General features: G+C 73.1%; 16 protein-coding genes. 7 read left to right on the forward strand and 9 right to left on the reverse strand.

What is annotated here, in order from left to right; genetic code table 11:
- Positions 1 to 57: 57 nt before the first annotated feature.
- Both ACFXAE_RS16665 and ACFXAE_RS16670 read right to left on the reverse strand, forming a co-directional pair.
- A complete protein-coding gene (locus tag ACFXAE_RS16665) occupies positions 58 to 243 on the reverse strand; it encodes a hypothetical protein (protein WP_384714530.1) in 186 nt (61 codons plus the stop codon).
- 220 nt (positions 244 to 463) lie between these two features.
- Positions 464 to 1,336 carry an aldo/keto reductase family oxidoreductase gene (locus ACFXAE_RS16670; protein WP_384714533.1) on the reverse strand — a complete coding sequence of 291 codons (873 nt, stop codon included), beginning with the start codon at positions 1,334 to 1,336 and terminating at the stop codon, positions 464 to 466.
- 93 nt (positions 1,337 to 1,429) lie between these two features.
- Here ACFXAE_RS16670 and ACFXAE_RS16675 point away from each other — a divergent pair, with 93 nt between their 5' ends.
- Both ACFXAE_RS16675 and ACFXAE_RS16680 read left to right on the forward strand, forming a co-directional pair.
- Positions 1,430 to 2,317 carry a helix-turn-helix domain-containing protein gene (locus tag ACFXAE_RS16675; RefSeq protein WP_384714536.1) on the forward strand — a complete coding sequence of 296 codons (888 nt, stop codon included), beginning with the start codon at positions 1,430 to 1,432 and terminating at the stop codon, positions 2,315 to 2,317.
- Positions 2,318 to 2,594: 277 nt separating this feature from the next.
- Entirely contained in the window at positions 2,595 to 4,676 is a 2,082-nt protein-coding gene (locus ACFXAE_RS16680) for a HelD family protein (protein WP_384714538.1), read from the forward strand.
- 162 nt (positions 4,677 to 4,838) lie between these two features.
- On the opposite strand, the gene ACFXAE_RS16685 is transcribed toward ACFXAE_RS16680, so the two are convergent.
- The 3 genes from ACFXAE_RS16685 to ACFXAE_RS16695 all read right to left on the reverse strand — a co-directional run bounded on the left by ACFXAE_RS16685 (position 4,839) and on the right by ACFXAE_RS16695 (position 6,751).
- Complete coding sequence (locus ACFXAE_RS16685) at positions 4,839 to 5,528, reverse strand: copper homeostasis protein CutC (RefSeq protein ID WP_384714541.1); 690 nt, start codon at positions 5,526 to 5,528, stop codon at positions 4,839 to 4,841.
- Positions 5,529 to 5,623: 95 nt separating this feature from the next.
- Positions 5,624 to 6,304 (reverse strand): maleylpyruvate isomerase family mycothiol-dependent enzyme, encoded by a 681-nt coding sequence (locus ACFXAE_RS16690; protein WP_384714544.1) that lies wholly within the window; start codon positions 6,302 to 6,304, stop codon positions 5,624 to 5,626.
- 33 nt (positions 6,305 to 6,337) lie between these two features.
- Entirely contained in the window at positions 6,338 to 6,751 is a 414-nt protein-coding gene (locus ACFXAE_RS16695; RefSeq protein WP_384714546.1) for a cytidine deaminase, read from the reverse strand.
- A gap of 48 nt (positions 6,752 to 6,799) precedes the next feature.
- Here ACFXAE_RS16695 and ACFXAE_RS16700 point away from each other — a divergent pair, with 48 nt between their 5' ends.
- Positions 6,800 to 7,462: a hypothetical protein gene (locus tag ACFXAE_RS16700; RefSeq protein ID WP_384714549.1), complete on the forward strand. Its 663-nt coding sequence runs from the start codon at positions 6,800 to 6,802 to the stop codon at positions 7,460 to 7,462.
- A gap of 10 nt (positions 7,463 to 7,472) precedes the next feature.
- Entirely contained in the window at positions 7,473 to 8,540 is a 1,068-nt protein-coding gene (locus ACFXAE_RS16705) for a GNAT family N-acetyltransferase (RefSeq protein WP_384714552.1), read from the forward strand.
- Here the strand turns inward: ACFXAE_RS16705 and ACFXAE_RS16710 are convergent.
- The gene (locus tag ACFXAE_RS16710) at positions 8,522 to 8,800 is read right to left on the reverse strand and encodes a DUF4031 domain-containing protein (RefSeq protein WP_384714555.1); all 279 of its coding nucleotides are present in this window, start codon (positions 8,798 to 8,800) and stop codon (positions 8,522 to 8,524) included. The genes ACFXAE_RS16705 and ACFXAE_RS16710 overlap by 19 nt on opposite strands.
- A complete protein-coding gene (locus ACFXAE_RS16715) occupies positions 8,797 to 9,201 on the reverse strand; it encodes a hypothetical protein (RefSeq protein ID WP_384714558.1) in 405 nt (134 codons plus the stop codon). The genes ACFXAE_RS16710 and ACFXAE_RS16715 overlap by 4 nt, the downstream gene beginning before the upstream one ends.
- 56 nt (positions 9,202 to 9,257) lie before the next feature.
- Between ACFXAE_RS16715 and ACFXAE_RS16720 the strand changes: the two genes are divergently transcribed.
- From ACFXAE_RS16720 to ACFXAE_RS16730, 3 genes are all read left to right on the forward strand, one after another.
- A complete protein-coding gene (locus tag ACFXAE_RS16720; RefSeq protein WP_384714561.1) occupies positions 9,258 to 10,223 on the forward strand; it encodes a MurR/RpiR family transcriptional regulator in 966 nt (321 codons plus the stop codon).
- A 127-nt stretch (positions 10,224 to 10,350) separates the two neighbouring features.
- Positions 10,351 to 11,292 carry an N-acetylmuramic acid 6-phosphate etherase gene (gene murQ, locus ACFXAE_RS16725; protein ID WP_384714564.1) on the forward strand — a complete coding sequence of 314 codons (942 nt, stop codon included), beginning with the start codon at positions 10,351 to 10,353 and terminating at the stop codon, positions 11,290 to 11,292.
- 42 nt (positions 11,293 to 11,334) lie between these two features.
- Positions 11,335 to 11,904, forward strand: a complete 570-nt coding sequence (locus ACFXAE_RS16730) for a hypothetical protein (RefSeq protein ID WP_384714567.1) — start codon at positions 11,335 to 11,337, stop codon at positions 11,902 to 11,904.
- A 60-nt stretch (positions 11,905 to 11,964) separates the two neighbouring features.
- Here ACFXAE_RS16730 and ACFXAE_RS16735 read toward each other — a convergent pair whose 3' ends face one another.
- The gene (locus ACFXAE_RS16735; protein ID WP_384714570.1) at positions 11,965 to 13,095 is read right to left on the reverse strand and encodes an NADH:flavin oxidoreductase; all 1,131 of its coding nucleotides are present in this window, start codon (positions 13,093 to 13,095) and stop codon (positions 11,965 to 11,967) included.
- Positions 13,096 to 13,410: 315 nt separating this feature from the next.
- Complete coding sequence (gene groL, locus ACFXAE_RS16740) at positions 13,411 to 15,033, reverse strand: chaperonin GroEL (protein ID WP_384714573.1); 1,623 nt, start codon at positions 15,031 to 15,033, stop codon at positions 13,411 to 13,413.
- Between the last annotated feature and the right edge of the window lie 310 nt (positions 15,034 to 15,343).

Here is a 15,343-nt window from a genome sequence, read left to right on the forward strand (position 1 = left end):
ACCGACCGCGGGCGCGACGGCCGCCGTACGGCCCGGATCGCGTGAAAAGGGCGTCCCTTACCTGCGGCGGACGCCCGCCTCCTCGCCGTACTCGCCGAGGACGATCACGTCGAAGGCGGCGCCGAGGAACACCTTCACGGCGCGCAGGGCGTCACCGAGGCGGTGCGGACGACTGCCCTGGATCGAGGTCGCGCCGGCCGGCCGGACCGGCGGCGGGGTGGCGTTGACGGTCGCTGCGCTCATGCCTCCATGGTTGCTCTCCGGCCCCGGGCGGGCATCGGCCGAAGGGACGGATCCGCCGGCCCTCCGCGTACGTCTCCGGAACGACCCGTAGCCCTCAGGCAGGACGGGACATCCCCTAAGGGCGCCGAAGCCCCGCCCGGGAAGCCGGACCGCGGTGGGTGTGCCGGCGGCCGATCACGTCGAGCGGGTCAGCGGATCAGCGGGTCAGCGGGTCAGCGGGTCAGCGGCCGATCGTGTCGAGCTCGGCGAGGTCCTCCTCGGACAGGGCGAGGCCCGCGCCGGTGATGTTCTCCCGCAGGTGCGCCACCGACGAGGTCCCGGGGATGAGCAGGATGTTGGGCGACCGGTGCAGCAGCCAGGCCAGGGCGACCGACATCGGGCGGGTGCCGAGCCGGGCGGCCACGGCCGAGAGCACCGAGGACTGCAGAGGGCTGAAGCCGCCCAGCGGGAAGAACGGCACGTAGGCGATGCCCTGCCCGGCGAGCCGGTCGACGAGTTCGTCGTCCTGGCGGTGGGCGAGGTTGTAGAGGTTCTGCACACAGACGAACGGGGCGATGGTCTGTGCCTCGGCGATCTGACCGGCGGTCGCGTTGCTCAGGCCGAGGTGGCGGATCAGGCCCTGCTGCTGGAGGTCGACGAGGGTCTCGTACGCCTTGGCGAGCGAACCGGGCTGAGGGCCTTCGGCGTTGCCGAGCCGGAGGTTGACGAGGTCCAGCGTCTCGACGCCGAGGTGCTCGAGGTTGCTGTGGACGGCCCGGCGCAGGTCGTCCGGCTCCCGGGCCGGGGGCCAGCCGCCCTGTGCGTCGCGGTCCGCGCCGACCTTGGTCACGATGTGCAGCGAGTCGGGGTAGGGGTGCAGCGCTTCGCGGATCAGCCGGTTGGTGACGTGCGGCCCGTAGGCGTCGGCGGTGTCGATGTGGGTGATGCCGAGACGCACGGCCTCGCGCAGCACCGCGAGCGCGCCGTCGTGATCGGCCGGCGGCCCCATGACCCAGGGGCCGGCGAGCCGCATGGCCCCGTAGCCGAACCGGGTGACGGTCAGGTCGCCCATCGTCCAGGTGCCACCGGGGAGGGATGTGGTCCGAGTACTCATGCCCCCACCGTCCACGCCGGCGCCCGGCCCGCCCAGGTCCCTGCCGATCCTGGGAGTGACAGGGACAGGGACGCGCGGCCCCGCGCGCCTAGCATGGAGAGCATGTCTGAGGAGAACCGGCTCGGTGACTACCTCCGGGCGCGCCGGGAGCTGGTGACGCCCGAGGACATCGGGCTGCCGGTCCACGGGATGCGCCGGGTGCCGGGGCTGCGCCGTGAGGAGGTGGCCATGCTCGCCGGCATCAGCTCCGACTACTACCTGCGGCTCGAGCAGGGACGCGACCGCAACCCGTCGGCGCAGGTCCTCGACGCGCTCGCCCGGGTGCTCCGGCTCGACGAGACCGCCACGGGCTACCTCCACCAGCTCGCCGCGCCGCGGCCCCGCACCCACCGCCGGCCCTTGCGACGGACCGTTCCGCCGGCCACGGCACAACTGCTCCGGGCGATCGGGCTGCCGGCCTTCGTGACGGACAGGTCCCTCGACGTGATCGCGGCCAACGCGCTCGCCACCGCGCTGGTCCCGAGCGTACGGGTGGGGGAGAACCGGCTCCGGTCGTTCTTCCTCGATCCCGCCGAGCAGGCGCTGCACACGGACTGGGCCCACACGGCGTCCCGGTGTGTCGCCGCCTTCCGCAGACGGATCGGGTCCGACGTCGACGATCCGCGGGTCGTCCGGCTCGTCGGCGAACTGTCCCTGGCCAGCGAGGAGTTCCGGCAGGTGTGGGCGCGCCACGACGTGCGGCCGCCGGGCACCGGGCCGATCGGGATGAACCATCCACAGGTCGGCGAGCTGAACCTCACCATGTCCAAACTGGACGTCGACGGCCCCGACGGCATGATGCTCGCGGTCTACCACGCCGAGCCGGGGACCGAGGACGCCGAGCGGCTCGCCCTGCTCGCCTCGCTGACCACGGGACCGGTGCGGCGGCCGGCCGACGTGCCCGGCATGCGGAAGGCAGCGGATTCACCCCGTACGAGCTGACCGACGCGGCCACGGGTGTACGCGCCTCATCGGCCCACCACGTCGGCCCGCCTCATCGGCCCACCACGTCGACCCACCGCATCGACCCGCCACGTCGGCCCGCCGCGCCTGTCCCGTCCGGCGCATAAACCGTTTGGACCGCACCGGCCCGGCGTCCTAGAATCTCCGCTCTTGCCCGCCTCCCCTCACGGAGCGCCGCCGCCCGGACGGAAACCGGCCGGTATACCGCAGCAATCCCAGCAGCAGGTCCCCCGGAGGCACCCCCTTGTCCGCGTCCATGCCGGTAGACGAGCCCGTAGGCGAATCCGCAGACGGTCCCGCGACCACCCCCGCAGACGGCCCGCTCGCCCGCGAGCGCGCCCACCTCGCCGCGTCCCGTTCCGCCCTGCGCGCCATGCGCGAGGACGTCGAGGCCCTCGACATCAGCGATGTCACGGCGAACTGGGTCAACGCGGCCGTCCTGGAGCGCCAGATCGGGGAGCGGATCAAGGCGCTGGCCGACCTCAGCGACACCCCGCTGTTCTTCGGCCGCCTCGACTACCTGCACTCCCCCGGCGCCGAACAGGCCGAGGGCGCAAAGGGCGAGCGCTTCTACATCGGGCGCCGGCATGTGCACGACGCCGACGGCGACCCGATGGTGATCGACTGGCGTGCGCCGGTGTCCCAACCGTTCTACCGGGCCTCCAGGAAGGATCCGCTGGACATCGCGCTGCGCCGCCGCTTCGGCTACACCGGCGGCAATCTCACGGCGTACGAGGACGAGCACCTCTGTGACCCGGCCGAGGTGTCCACCACCAGCAAGCTGCTCCAGCAGGAGATCGAGCGTCCGCGCGTCGGCCCGATGCGGGACATCGTCGCCACGATCCAGCCGGAGCAGGACGAGATCGTACGGTCCGGCCTGTCCGGCAGCGTGTGCGTGCAGGGCGGCCCCGGCACCGGGAAGACCGCCGTCGGCCTGCACCGGGTCGCCTACCTCCTCTACGCCCACCGCGAGCGGCTGGCCCGCACCGGCACGCTGGTCGTCGGACCGAACCGGTCCTTCCTGCACTACATCGAGCAGGTGCTGCCCGCGCTGGGCGAACTGACGGTCGCGCAGGCCACGGTGGACGACCTGGTGGCGCACGTGGAGGTGCGCGGGACCGACGACGCGACGGCGGCGGTCGTCAAGGGCGACCCCCGTATGGCCCAGGTCCTGCGCAGGGCCCTCTACTCCCACGTCACGATGCCCACCGAGCCGGTCGTGGTGGTGCGCGGCTCGCGCCGCTGGCGGGTCCCGGCGTACGAACTGGAGGAGATCGTGCGGCAGTTGCTCGACCGCGACATCCGCTACGGGGCCGCCCACGACGCCCTCCCGCAGCGCATCGCGCATGTCGTGCTGGTGCAGATGGAACGGGCGGGCGAGGCGCCGGACGACAGGGTCCAGGACGCGGTGGCCCGCAGCACCGCGGTGAGGGCGGCGGTGAAGGCGCTCTGGCCGGCCGTCGACCCGGCGAAGCTGGTGCTACGGCTGCTGGGTGACCCGGAGTTCCTCGCGGAGCACGCGGAGGGGCTGCTCGACGAGCAGGAGCGGAAGACGATCCTGTGGGCCAAGCCCGCGCGTTCGGTGAAGTCGGCGAAGTGGTCGGCGGCGGACGCGGTGCTGATCGACGAGGCGGCCGACCTGATCCGGCGCACGCACTCCCTCGGGCACGTGGTGCTCGACGAGGCGCAGGACCTGTCCCCCATGCAGTACCGCGCGGTGGGCCGCCGCTGCACGACCGGTTCGGCGACCGTACTCGGCGACCTGGCCCAGGGCACCACCCCGTGGGCCACCCGCAGTTGGGAGGAGGCACTGTCCCACCTGGGCAAACAGGACGCGGTGATCGAGGAGTTGACGGCCGGTTTCCGCGTCCCGACGGACGTCATCGCCTACGCCTCCCGGCTGCTCCCCCACATCGCGCCGGGCCTGACCCCGGTGGCGTCGATCCGCGAGAACCCGGGCTTCTTCGAGGTCCGCCGGTCCGGGGGAACGGACGACGTGGTCTCCGCCTGCCGCGAACTCCTGCGCAACGAGGGCTCGGTGGGTCTGATCGCGGCGGACGTCCGCGTCCCGGAACTGGCCGGGGCGCTGACGGCGGCGGGGCTCACGCACATCGCCCCCGGCGAGGAGACGACCCGCACCACCCGCCTGACCCTGGTCCCGGCGTCCCTGGCGAAGGGCCTGGAGTACGACTACGTGGTCCTGGACGAACCCCGCGCGGTGGTGGACGCCGAACCGGACGAACGCACGGGCCTCCGCCGCCTCTACGTAACCCTGACCCGAGCGGTATCAGGCCTGATCGTCACACACACGGCAGACCTGCCGGAGCAACTGACGTAACCGCTACCGCGGACAATCACGCCGCCGTGCCCGCAAGCCCTCCGCCACCGCGGGCAATCGTGCCGCAGGGCGGCACGGGTGGGCGCGCCGGCACCCCGCAAGCGCCGGGCCGCGCGACCCACCCCAGCCCAGCCCGACGCCCGGTGACAAGGGAGCGAACGCTCAGTCCCCCAGCACCCGCCGCCACTCCGCGACGGCCTCCGCCGAGACCGGCCCGCCCCAGCCCCGCGGTCGCGCCGCTCCCCCGATGTGGAAGGCGTCGATACCGGCCTTCAGCAACAGCGGCACGTGGTCCAACCGCAGTCCGCCCCCCACCAGCAACCGCTGCCCGTACCCCGGCTCCCCCCGCCGCCCCGCCTCCGCGAGCAGGGTCGGCAGCCCCGCGTCGACCCCCTCGGCCGCCCCGGCCGTCAGGTAGGTGTCCAGCCCGGGGAAGTCCGCGAGCTGCTTGCGCAGGGCGTCCCGGTCCGCGGCCCGGTCGATGGCCCGGTGGAACGTCCACCGGCACCCCTCCAGCTCCTGGGCCACCCGCTCCACCGCCCCCAGATCCACGGCCCCGCCCGCGTCGAGGAACCCGAGCACGAACTCCTCCGCCCCGACCTCGCGCATCGCGCACGCGGCCGCCACCAGACGCCCTGCATCTCCCGCCGCGAACCCGTCCGCCAGCCGCAGCATCACCCGCACCGGGATGTCCACGGCCGCCCGGATCCCCGCGACGGTCGCCGCCGCCGGCGTCAGCCCGTCCGCCGCCATGTCGGTCACCAGCTCGAGGCGGTCCGCACCTCCGGCCTGGGCGGCCACCGCGTCCTCGACGTCGAGGGCGATCACCTCCAGGACTGCACGCTTGCTCATGGGACCCCATTCCTCGGCATCAGACGGCGACTACAGGTCTAGTCCAATCCAAGCCTACGCCCGACCGCCCGCCCGGGGCCGCCCCGCCCCTCCGCTCAGCCCCCGAAGATGTTCAGCTCCGCCGCCTCCACCCCGGCCAGCTCGTACGCGGCCCCGTCCACCGGACGCCCCGCGTACAGCCGTACGAGCGTCGGCCCGTCGCCGATGTAGCGGGCCGGGGGGCGTTCCCCCGTGGCGTCGCCCAGGCGCAGCGGCTCGTCGGCGTCGTCGAGGTCGGCGTGCAGCGGCAGATGCCCCTTCCCGCCGGTCACCTGGCCCAGCAGGGTGAGCGCGTACGGCAGTCCCGCGCCCGCGTACGCGCCCGGTTCCCCGAGCGCGACCCGTACGTCCCCGGCGTGCACCCACTCGCCCAGCGCGAGGACGTCCAGCGCCCCGCCCGCCCGGGCGATCACGGGCCCCGCCTCGGTCATCCCGCGCTCCAGCTCGTCCACGACCCGGGCGTTCGTCCACTCGGCCCGCTCGGCGATGTCCCGCTCATTGCTCTCGGGCGAGAACACCCCGTCCTCGAACCGCCGCTCCAGGACCCGGGTGAACGCGGCCGAGCAGTGCGCCAGCACGTCCCGCACCGTCCACCCCGGACACGCCACCACCGGCAACGCGAAGTCCGCGTCGTCACGCCCCCGCAGCAACGGGATCAGCGCGTCCCGCTCGACGGCCAGCAGCCGCCCGGGCAGTTCGGGGTCTCGTACGTTCCGCACATCCGCAGGAGTCGTCATGCCGCCCACGCTAGTGCGGCAGGGCCGCGCGGCCTACTGGGCGTCGACCTGGTGGTCGGCCCAGACATAGCTCACGGGCAGCAGCTCGGCGATGGGGACGGTACGGACGTCCTCACCCCCGCCGACTATGACCCCGAGCCCGGGAAAGTAGTCGAGCAGGACCTGCCGGCACCGTCCGCACGGAGGGACGACCCCCCGGTCCCGGTCCCCCACGGCGACGATCGTCTCCAGTTCGTCCACCCCCTGAGCCGCGGCCGCGCCGAGGAGAACCAGCTCGGCGCAGGGCCCGCCGGTGAAGTGGTAGGCGTTCACCGCGGTGACGATCCGCCCGTCCCGGCCGCGGCCCGCGGCCGCCATGGTGTGGTTGTCGCCCCGGCACCGGGTACGGGCGGTCTCGGCGGCGGCCTCGACGAGTTCACGGTCGACGGAGTGGATCTGCGTGGTCATCCCCTCAGTGTGCGGCAGGCGCCGGAAGCCGGGGCGGACAATGGGCCCATGGCCGACACCGACGCCCTCCGTGCCCGCTGGCTGCGTGCCCTCCTCCCGGCACGGGACGGCGCGTGCCACCCCGATCCGTACCGGTACGCCGACGCCCTGCTGCGCCGCTGGTCCGAGCCCCAGCGGCACTACCACACGCTCACCCACCTCACCGCCGTCCTGGACCACATCGACGTGCTGGAGGAGTACGCCGGCAACCCGGACGTGGTCCGGCTCGCCGCCTGGTTCCACGACGCCGTCTACCTGCCGGACCGCTCCGAGAACGAGGAGCGCTCCGCCCGCCTCGCCGAGCGGGCGCTCCCCGAGGCCGGGGTGTCCGCGGAGAAGACCGCCGAGGTCGCCCGGCTGGTGCGGCTCACCGTCACGCACGACCCGGCCGACGACGACCGGGACGGGCAGGTGCTGTGCGACGCCGACCTCGCGATCCTCGCCGCGTCGCCGTCGGCGTACGCCGCCTACACCGCCGCCGTGCGCGAGGAGTACCACTTCGTTCCGAACGACGCCTTCCGCGCGGGCCGGGCCGACGTGCTGCGGCAACTCCTCGCCCTGCCCCGCCTGTTCCACACCCCCTACGGGCGGGAGCACTGGGAGGCCACCGCCCGCCACAACATGCGCGGCGAGCTGGAAATGCTGTCGACCCCGGCCGTCCCGCCCGCCTAGCCTGCCCCGCATGCATGCTGTGGGAGCGGAACAGGTGGAGGAAGCCGTCGCGGACTGCGTGGCGGCGCTGGGAACGGTCACCGACCGGGACTGGACGGGGGTGAGGGCCGGGCGGCTGGACTGGGACTGCCGGAAGACGGCGGCGCACATCGCGGACGATCTCATCGCGTACGCGGGGCGGCTCGCGGGACGCTCGGCCTCCGGCTACCTGCCCTTCACGATCTCACTCGACGAGGACACCGACAACGCCGGCGTCCTGAGGACGATCGAGGCGACCGGCGCCCTGCTCGCCGCCGCGATCCGCACCACCCCCCGCGCGGTCCGCGCCTTCCACCCGTACCCCTTCCGGCACGCGAACCGTGAGGGCTTCGCCGCGATGGGCGTGGCCGAGGTGCTGCTGCACACGCACGACGTCGCCGAGGGAACGGGGATCGCGTACGAGCCGCCTGCCGAACTGGCCTCCTTCGCCCTCACCCGGATCTTCCCGCAGGTCAGGCCGGGTCCCACGCCGTGGCGGACGCTGCTGTGGGCCACCGGGCGCGGTGATCTGCCGGGCCGGGAGCCCGTCACCGGGTGGCACTGGAGCAACAACCCCGTGCTCCGATCGGAGCGGCTGACCCTGGAGGGCGTCACCCCGGCGACCGCCGCCGACCTGTCCCTGGCGGGTGACGGCGGCTACGAGTGGGTCGGCGGGGCCACCGCCGAGGGCACCCGCGAGGGCGCCGGGATCATGGTCAAGCAGTACGAGGAGGGCCTGTTCCACCCGGAGTGGGGCATGTACGTGCTGGTCCGGCGGGACGACGACCGCGCGGTGGGCGCGATGGGCTTCCACGGCGTCCCCGACGGGGACGGCCGGGTGGAGATCGGCTACGACCTCGTCGTGGGCGCCCGCGGCCACGGCTACGCCACCGAGGCGCTGCGCACGCTGTCGCGCTGGGCGCTGGAGCAGGACGGCGTACGGACGGTGGCCGCCGTCGTCGACCACGGGAACGTGCCCTCGCAGCAGGTCGTCGACCGGGCCGGCTTCACCCGGGTCTTTGAGGACGTGGAGCAGATCTCCTACGAACTCCGCGGCTGAGCCGCGCCCTTGCGGCGCCGCAGTCCCGCCCCGTGCAGCAGCCGCACCACCTCGCGGCTGCCGACCTCGACCGCTCCGGCGCGCACCGCGTCGGCGTACCGGTGGGCGGGGATGTCGTAGTGGTCGCGTTCGAAGGCGCGGCGGGGGACACCCAGGCGGTCGGCGAAGGCGTGCAGTTCGTCGTAGGAGTGGTCGCTGACGAGGTGGGACCACATCCGTCCGTGGCCCGGCCAGGTGGGCGGGTCGATGTACACGGTCACGAGGACACCGCTCCGCCCAGGCCACCGACCGCCGCGACCTGCACGCCCGCCTTGTGGCACACCCAGTGCGGGTCCGGGCCGAGCTCCGGCTCCACCTCCAGCGCGTGCGGGTCACCGGTGCCGCAGACCGGGCACAGCGGCCAGCGGCCGTACCGTTCCAGCAGGGCGTCCTGTACGTCCTGGGCGACCAGGCCGGGGAGGAACCCGGCGCCGTCCGGCCACTGTTCGACCCACCAGCGCCGGTGCCTGACGGACTCCTCGACCAGGGACACCACGTCCGCCTCGGCGACCTCGCGCGCGACCAGATCGGCGAGCACGAGGGCGCGGGCCGCGTGCAACGCCTGTTCCAGGGGGCTGACGGGATGGGCGCCGGGTTCGCCGTGGGGAAGGTGGGGGTCCATGCCCCTATTGTGCGCACTCTTGACCACACGACCGGTACGAAAATATCTTTCACATCGTGACCCATGAAGTGAAGGAAATTTTCGCGGGCGGGCGCGGGCCGGGCGCGGCCGGCGGTCCGGGCGGCGGCGCGCCCGCCCCTCCCGCGCCCGCCGCCCTCGCGGCCAAGGTCCGCACGCTGGCTCCGTCGATGACCCGTTCCATGCAGCGGGTCGCCGAGGCCGTCGCCGACGACCCGGCCGGCTGCGCGGCCCTCACGGTCACCGGACTCGCCGAGCTCACCGGCACCAGCGAGGCCACCGTCGTCCGCACCGCCCGTCTGCTCGGCTACCCCGGCTACCGCGATCTGCGCCTCGCGCTGGCCGGCCTCGCCGCCCAGCAGCAGTCCGGGCGCGCACCCGCCATCACCACCGACATCGCGGTGGACGACCCCATAGCCGACGTCGTGGCGAAACTCGCCTACGACGAGCAGCAGACCCTCGCCGACACCGCGGCCGGGCTGGACACCGTCCAGCTCGCCGCGGCCGTGACCGCCCTGGCCGGCGCCCGCCGCACCGATGTGTACGGCGTCGGCGCGTCGGGACTGGTCGCCCAGGACCTCACCCAGAAACTGCTGCGCATAGGCCTGCTGGCGCACGCCCACAGCGACCCGCACCTCGCCGTCACCAACGCGGTGCAGCTGCGCCCGGGGGACGTGGCGATCGCCGTCACCCACTCCGGATCGACCGGGGACGTCATCGAACCCCTCCGGGTCGCCTTCGAGCGCGGAGCGACGACGGTGGCGGTCACCGGCCGCCCGGACAGCCCCGTCACGCAGTACGCCGACCACGTCCTGACCACGTCCACGGCCCGGGAGAGCGAGCTGCGGCCGGCCGCGATGTCCTCCCGGACGGGGCAGCTGCTGGTGGTGGACTGTCTGTTCGTGGGGGTCGCCCAGCGGACGTACGAGTCGGCGGCGCCGGCGCTGGCCGCTTCGTACGAGGCGTTGGCGCACCGGCACCGGGCGGCCCGCAGGGGGCCGTAGGGACGGACCGTCGTGGTGGCCCGCGGGTGGTCCCGTGACCGACCGCGCCCACGCGGCGGAGCCGCACACCGTCACAGCCCCGCGCCCCCAGGTCGGCCGCCCGACCCCGGACCGGAAAGACACCCTCATGACCTCCACCTCCCACCACCGCGATCTCCGGGCCCAGCTGGAGACGCTCACCACCGAGGCGTTCCGGCCCGAGCTGGCGGACGTCGACCGGCTGCCCACCCTCGACATCGCCCGGCTGATGAACGGCGAGGACGCCACCGTGGCCGGTGCCGTGGCCGAGCGGGTACCGGCGATCGCCGCCGCGATCGACGCCGTCGCCGAGCGGATGGCCCGCGGCGGGCGGCTGATCTACGCGGGTGCCGGCACCGCCGGCCGGCTGGGGGTGCTGGACGCCTCCGAGTGCCCGCCGACCTTCAACACCGACCCGGCGCGGGTCGTCGGCCTGATCGCGGGCGGCCCCGACGCCGTGGTCACCTCCGTCGAGGGCGCCGAGGACTCGCGCGAGCTGGCCGAGTCCGACCTGGCCGCGCTGGATCTGACCGTCGACGACACGGTGGTCGGCGTCTCCGCCTCCGGCCGTACCCCGTACGCGGTCGGCGCCGTCGCGTACGCCCGTGCGCGCGGCGCCCTCACCGTGGGCCTGGCCTGCAACCGGGGCAGCGCGCTGGCGGCGGCGGCCGAGCACGGCATCGAGGTCGTCGTCGGCCCGGAGTTCCTCACCGGCTCCACGCGCCTGAAGGCCGGTACGGCGCAGAAGCTCGTGCTGAACATGCTGTCGACGATCACGATGATCCGGCTGGGCAAGACGTACGGGAACCTGATGGTCGACGTGCGGGCCTCCAACGAGAAGCTGCGCGCCCGCTCCCGCCGTATCGTCGCGCAGGCGACGGGCGCGGCGGACGACGTCGTCGAGCGGGCCCTGACCGCCACCGACGGCGAGGTCAAGCACGCGATCCTGGTGATCCTCGCCGACGTGGACGGTCCGACGGCCGCCCGCCTCCTCGCGGAGTCCGACGGCCACCTGCGGGCGGCGCTGGCGAAGGCGGGCGACGGGGCGTAGCGGCCCGGCGGATACTGGAGACACCCGACCCGGAGACGAACCATGAACCACGCGCAGCTCACCGCCCTGGGCCGCGCCCTGCGCGTGCTCGGGGAGCACGGCGAGGCGCTGTCCGCCGACACCCCGGACGCCCGGCTGCACGAAGTGAAGGACGACCTGCGGCGGGCCCTGGACCTGCTGGAGGAGAGCGTCACCACGGCCGCGCCCAGCACGCGCTGCGCCGAGCACCCGACCGGACCGGTCGACAAGAGCGCCCCCGACCTGTGCCTGCTCTGCGAGACCCGGCGCCGCACCGCCCGCCGCGCCGAGTTCAACGGCCCCGCCCCGCAGGCCCCGCCCGCCGGGCCCGCGCAGTCGCGGTACGGGGTGCGCGAGGACCGGCCGCAGCCGCAGCAGCGCTGGCTGCCGGAGCTGTGGAACGGGCGGGCGTGGCAGCTGTGCGGCACCCCGCGCCGGGACCGGCGCGAGGCGGAGCTGTACATCGCGGCGCAGCGGCGCGGGCCCCGGGCCGCCATGGCGTACCGGATCGTGCACGAGTTCACCGACTACGAGGTGCTGCGCGTGTGGGGGACGCCGGTGCGGGTGGACATCGAGCCGATGGGCAACGCGTAGGACGGGAGCACCATCAGCCTGCTCGGCTCAGCGCCTTCATGGACGCCGGCCCGTACGGCGTCAGCTCAGGGTCCGCAGGGACGCCGGCTCGTACGGCGCCAGCTCGTCGAAGCGGCCGGCCAGCACCTTGGCCGCCCAGCTCGGGTCCTGGAGCAGCGCGCGGCCCACGGCGACGAGGTCGAACTCGTCCCGCTCCATCCGGTCGAGCAGGTTGTCGATGCTGCCGAGCCCGGCGCCCCGCCCCTGGAACGCCTCGATGAACTCGCCGTCCAGACCGACGGAGCCGACGGTGATGGCGGGCTTCCCGGTCAGCTTCTTCGTCCAGCCGGCCAGGTTGAGGTCGGAGTCCTCGAACTCCGGGAGCCAGTAGCGGCGCGTGGACGCGTGGAAGGCGTCGACACCGGCCGCGGCGAGCGGGGCGAGGATCGCCTCCAGCTCCTGGGGCGTCTCGGCGAGCCGGGCGTCGTAGGCGTCCTGCTTCCACTGCGAGTAGCGGAAGATGACGGGGAACCCGGGCGACACGGCGGCGCGCACCGCCGCCACGACCTCCGCCGCGAACGTCGCGCGGGCCACCGGGTCACCGCCGTAGGCGTCGGTGCGGCGGTTGGTGCCGGACCACAGGAACTGGTCGATGAGGTAGCCGTGGGCGCCGTGCAGTTCCACGCCGTCGAAGCCGATGCGTTCGGCGTCGGAGGCCGCCCGGGCGAACGCGGCGACGACGTCGTCGATGTCGGTCTGCGTCATCACCCTGCCCTTGCCCTCGGTGCCGTCCGTGCGCACCCCGGACGGACCGACCGCCGGAGCGTCCGGGTACGGCGCCTGGCCCTGCTCGCGGACCATGCCGATGTGCCAGAGCTGCGGCACGATCGTGCCGCCCGCCGCGTGCACCGCCTCGGCGACCTTCGCCCAGCCCGCGAGCTGCTCCTCCCCGTGGAACCGCGGCACCCGGTCGCTCTGCCCGGCCGACTCGTGCCCCACGTACGTCCCCTCGGTGACGATCAGCCCGACACCGGCGGCGGCCCGACGGGAGTAGTACGACACGACGTCCTCACCGGGAACACCGCCCGGCGAGAACATCCGGGTCATCGGCGCCATGGCGATGCGGTTGGGGACGGTCAGGCCGTTGATCGTGGCGGGCCGGGAGAGAACCGCGGCCGCTCGGGCGACGGTGTCCGGGGAGGTGACGGTCACGTGGGGGCTCCTCTGGTTCGGGTACCAGTCGGTATGTGTACGTGCATCGAATGCGCGTACAGCACCAACCGGGGAGCGGGGGAAGGCATTCCCTCTCAAGGCCCGGGTGTGACGCCGATCACGAGATGCCGTCGAGGCGCGGTCACCCGACGAGGACACGTCTCCTGCGCTTCGGCCTGTGCCCGCAGGGCACGGCACCGCACACCTGCCGCGTGCCGTGGTACGCCGCCTGAAACGCCCGAGGGCGGCACCCCCTGCCGGAACAGGGAGTGCCGCCCTCGGTCGAACGACGGACGGATCCGATCCTCGGGAGGATCAGAAGTCCATGTCACCGCCCGGCATGCCGCCGCCGGCCGGGGCCGCGGCCTTCTCCGGCTTGTCGGCGATGACGGCCTCGGTGGTGAGGAACAGCGCGGCGATGGAGGCGGCGTTCTGCAGGGCGGAACGCGTCACCTTCGCCGGGTCGATGATGCCCTCGGCGATCATGTCGACGTACTCGCCGGTCGCGGCGTTCAGGCCGTGGCCGACCGCGAGGTTGCGGACCTTCTCCACGACGACGCCGCCCTCGAGACCACCGTTGACGGCGATCTGCTTCAGCGGGGCCTCGAGCGCGATGCGCACGGCGTTGGCGCCGGTCGCCTCGTCACCCTCGAGCTCCAGCTTCTCGAAGACCTGGGAGGCCTGCAGCAGGGCCACGCCACCACCGGCGACGATGCCCTCCTCGACGGCCGCCTTGGCGTTGCGGACGGCGTCCTCGATGCGGTGCTTGCGCTCCTTGAGCTCCACCTCGGTGGCGGCACCGGCCTTGATGACCGCGACACCGCCGGCGAGCTTCGCCAGACGCTCCTGCAGCTTCTCGCGGTCGTAGTCCGAGTCGCTGTTGTCGATCTCGGCGCGGATCTGGTTCACGCGGCCCTGGACCTGGTCGGCCGAGCCGGCACCGTCGACGATGGTGGTCTCGTCCTTGGTGATGACGACCTTGCGGGCCTTGCCCAGCAGGTCGAGCGTCGCGTTCTCCAGCTTGAGGCCGACCTCCTCGGAGATGACCTCGCCGCCCGTGAGGATGGCGATGTCGCCGAGCATGGCCTTGCGGCGGTCGCCGAAGCCCGGGGCCTTGACGGCGACGGACTTGAAGGTGCCGCGGATCTTGTTGACGACCAGGGTCGACAGGGCCTCGCCCTCGACGTCCTCGGCGATGATCAGCAGCGGCTTGCCGCCCTGCATGACCTTCTCCAGGAGCGGGAGCAGGTCCTTGACGTTGGAGATCTTGGAGTTCGCGATCAGGATGTACGGGTCGTCGAGGACGGCCTCCATACGCTCCATGTCGGTGGCGAAGTACGCCGAGATGTAGCCCTTGTCGAAGCGCATACCCTCGGTGAGCTCCAGCTCCAGACCGAAGGTCTGGGACTCCTCGACGGTGATGACGCCTTCCTTGCCGACCTTGTCCATGGCCTCGGCGATGAGCTCGCCGATCTGGGTGTCGGCGGCGGAGATGGAGGCCGTGGAGGCGATCTGCTCCTTGGTCTCGACATCCTTCGCCTGCTCGAGCAGGGCGCCGGAGACGGCCTCGACGGCCTTCTCGATGCCGCGCTTCAGGGCCATCGGGTTGGCGCCGGCGGCTACGTTGCGCAGGCCCTCCTTGACCAGGGCCTGGGCGAGGACGGTCGCGGTGGTCGTACCGTCACCGGCGACGTCGTCCGTCTTCTTGGCGACTTCCTTGACCAGCTCGGCGCCGATCTTCTCGTACGGGTCCTCGAGCTCGATCTCCTTGGCGATGGACACACCATCGTTGGTGATCGTGGGGGCGCCCCACTTCTTCTCGAGGACGACGTTGCGGCCCTTGGGGCCGAGCGTCACCTTGACGGCGTCCGCGAGCTGGTTCATGCCGCGCTCGAGGCCGCGCCGCGCCTCCTCGTCGAACGCGATGATCTTGGCCATGTGAAGTGGTCCCTCCAGGACTGGGGGTGATTCCTTCGGACCGCGCCCGCGCCCGCGACGGACGGCTCGCCGGCCCCGTGGTTCCTTGCCCCACACGGCCTGCGGGCCTCACCGACCCGGTCCTTCGTTGTCACTCTCACCTTCAGAGTGCTAACGCAATGATTAGCACTCGACCCATGCGAGTGCAAGCGCCCATGGGGATCGGAGAGGCGCTCGGCCGCGCGCGAACACGGTCGCGCGCCGCCCCTCGCGCCGCCCCCGGGCACGGCGAAGGGCCCGCACCCCAAGGGCAGTCTAATAAAAACATCTC

Source organism: Streptomyces sp. NPDC059454 (assembly GCF_042749965.1).
Classification (GTDB): domain Bacteria; phylum Actinomycetota; class Actinomycetes; order Streptomycetales; family Streptomycetaceae; genus Streptomyces.

Coding starts and splice junctions, on each gene's coding strand:
- murQ (WP_384714564.1), top strand. CDS start 10,351: ATGACCTCCACCTCCCACCACCGCGATCTCCGGGCCCAGCTGGAGACG.
- ACFXAE_RS16685 (WP_384714541.1), bottom strand. CDS start 5,528: ATGAGCAAGCGTGCAGTCCTGGAGGTGATCGCCCTCGACGTCGAGGAC.
- groL (WP_384714573.1), bottom strand. CDS start 15,033: ATGGCCAAGATCATCGCGTTCGACGAGGAGGCGCGGCGCGGCCTCGAG.
- ACFXAE_RS16705 (WP_384714552.1), top strand. CDS start 7,473: ATGCATGCTGTGGGAGCGGAACAGGTGGAGGAAGCCGTCGCGGACTGC.
- ACFXAE_RS16695 (WP_384714546.1), bottom strand. CDS start 6,751: ATGACCACGCAGATCCACTCCGTCGACCGTGAACTCGTCGAGGCCGCC.
- ACFXAE_RS16670 (WP_384714533.1), bottom strand. CDS start 1,336: ATGAGTACTCGGACCACATCCCTCCCCGGTGGCACCTGGACGATGGGC.
- ACFXAE_RS16730 (WP_384714567.1), top strand. CDS start 11,335: ATGAACCACGCGCAGCTCACCGCCCTGGGCCGCGCCCTGCGCGTGCTC.
- ACFXAE_RS16700 (WP_384714549.1), top strand. CDS start 6,800: ATGGCCGACACCGACGCCCTCCGTGCCCGCTGGCTGCGTGCCCTCCTC.
- ACFXAE_RS16690 (WP_384714544.1), bottom strand. CDS start 6,304: ATGACGACTCCTGCGGATGTGCGGAACGTACGAGACCCCGAACTGCCC.
- ACFXAE_RS16715 (WP_384714558.1), bottom strand. CDS start 9,201: ATGGACCCCCACCTTCCCCACGGCGAACCCGGCGCCCATCCCGTCAGC.
- ACFXAE_RS16665 (WP_384714530.1), bottom strand. CDS start 243: ATGAGCGCAGCGACCGTCAACGCCACCCCGCCGCCGGTCCGGCCGGCC.
- ACFXAE_RS16680 (WP_384714538.1), top strand. CDS start 2,595: ATGCCGGTAGACGAGCCCGTAGGCGAATCCGCAGACGGTCCCGCGACC.
- ACFXAE_RS16675 (WP_384714536.1), top strand. CDS start 1,430: ATGGAGAGCATGTCTGAGGAGAACCGGCTCGGTGACTACCTCCGGGCG.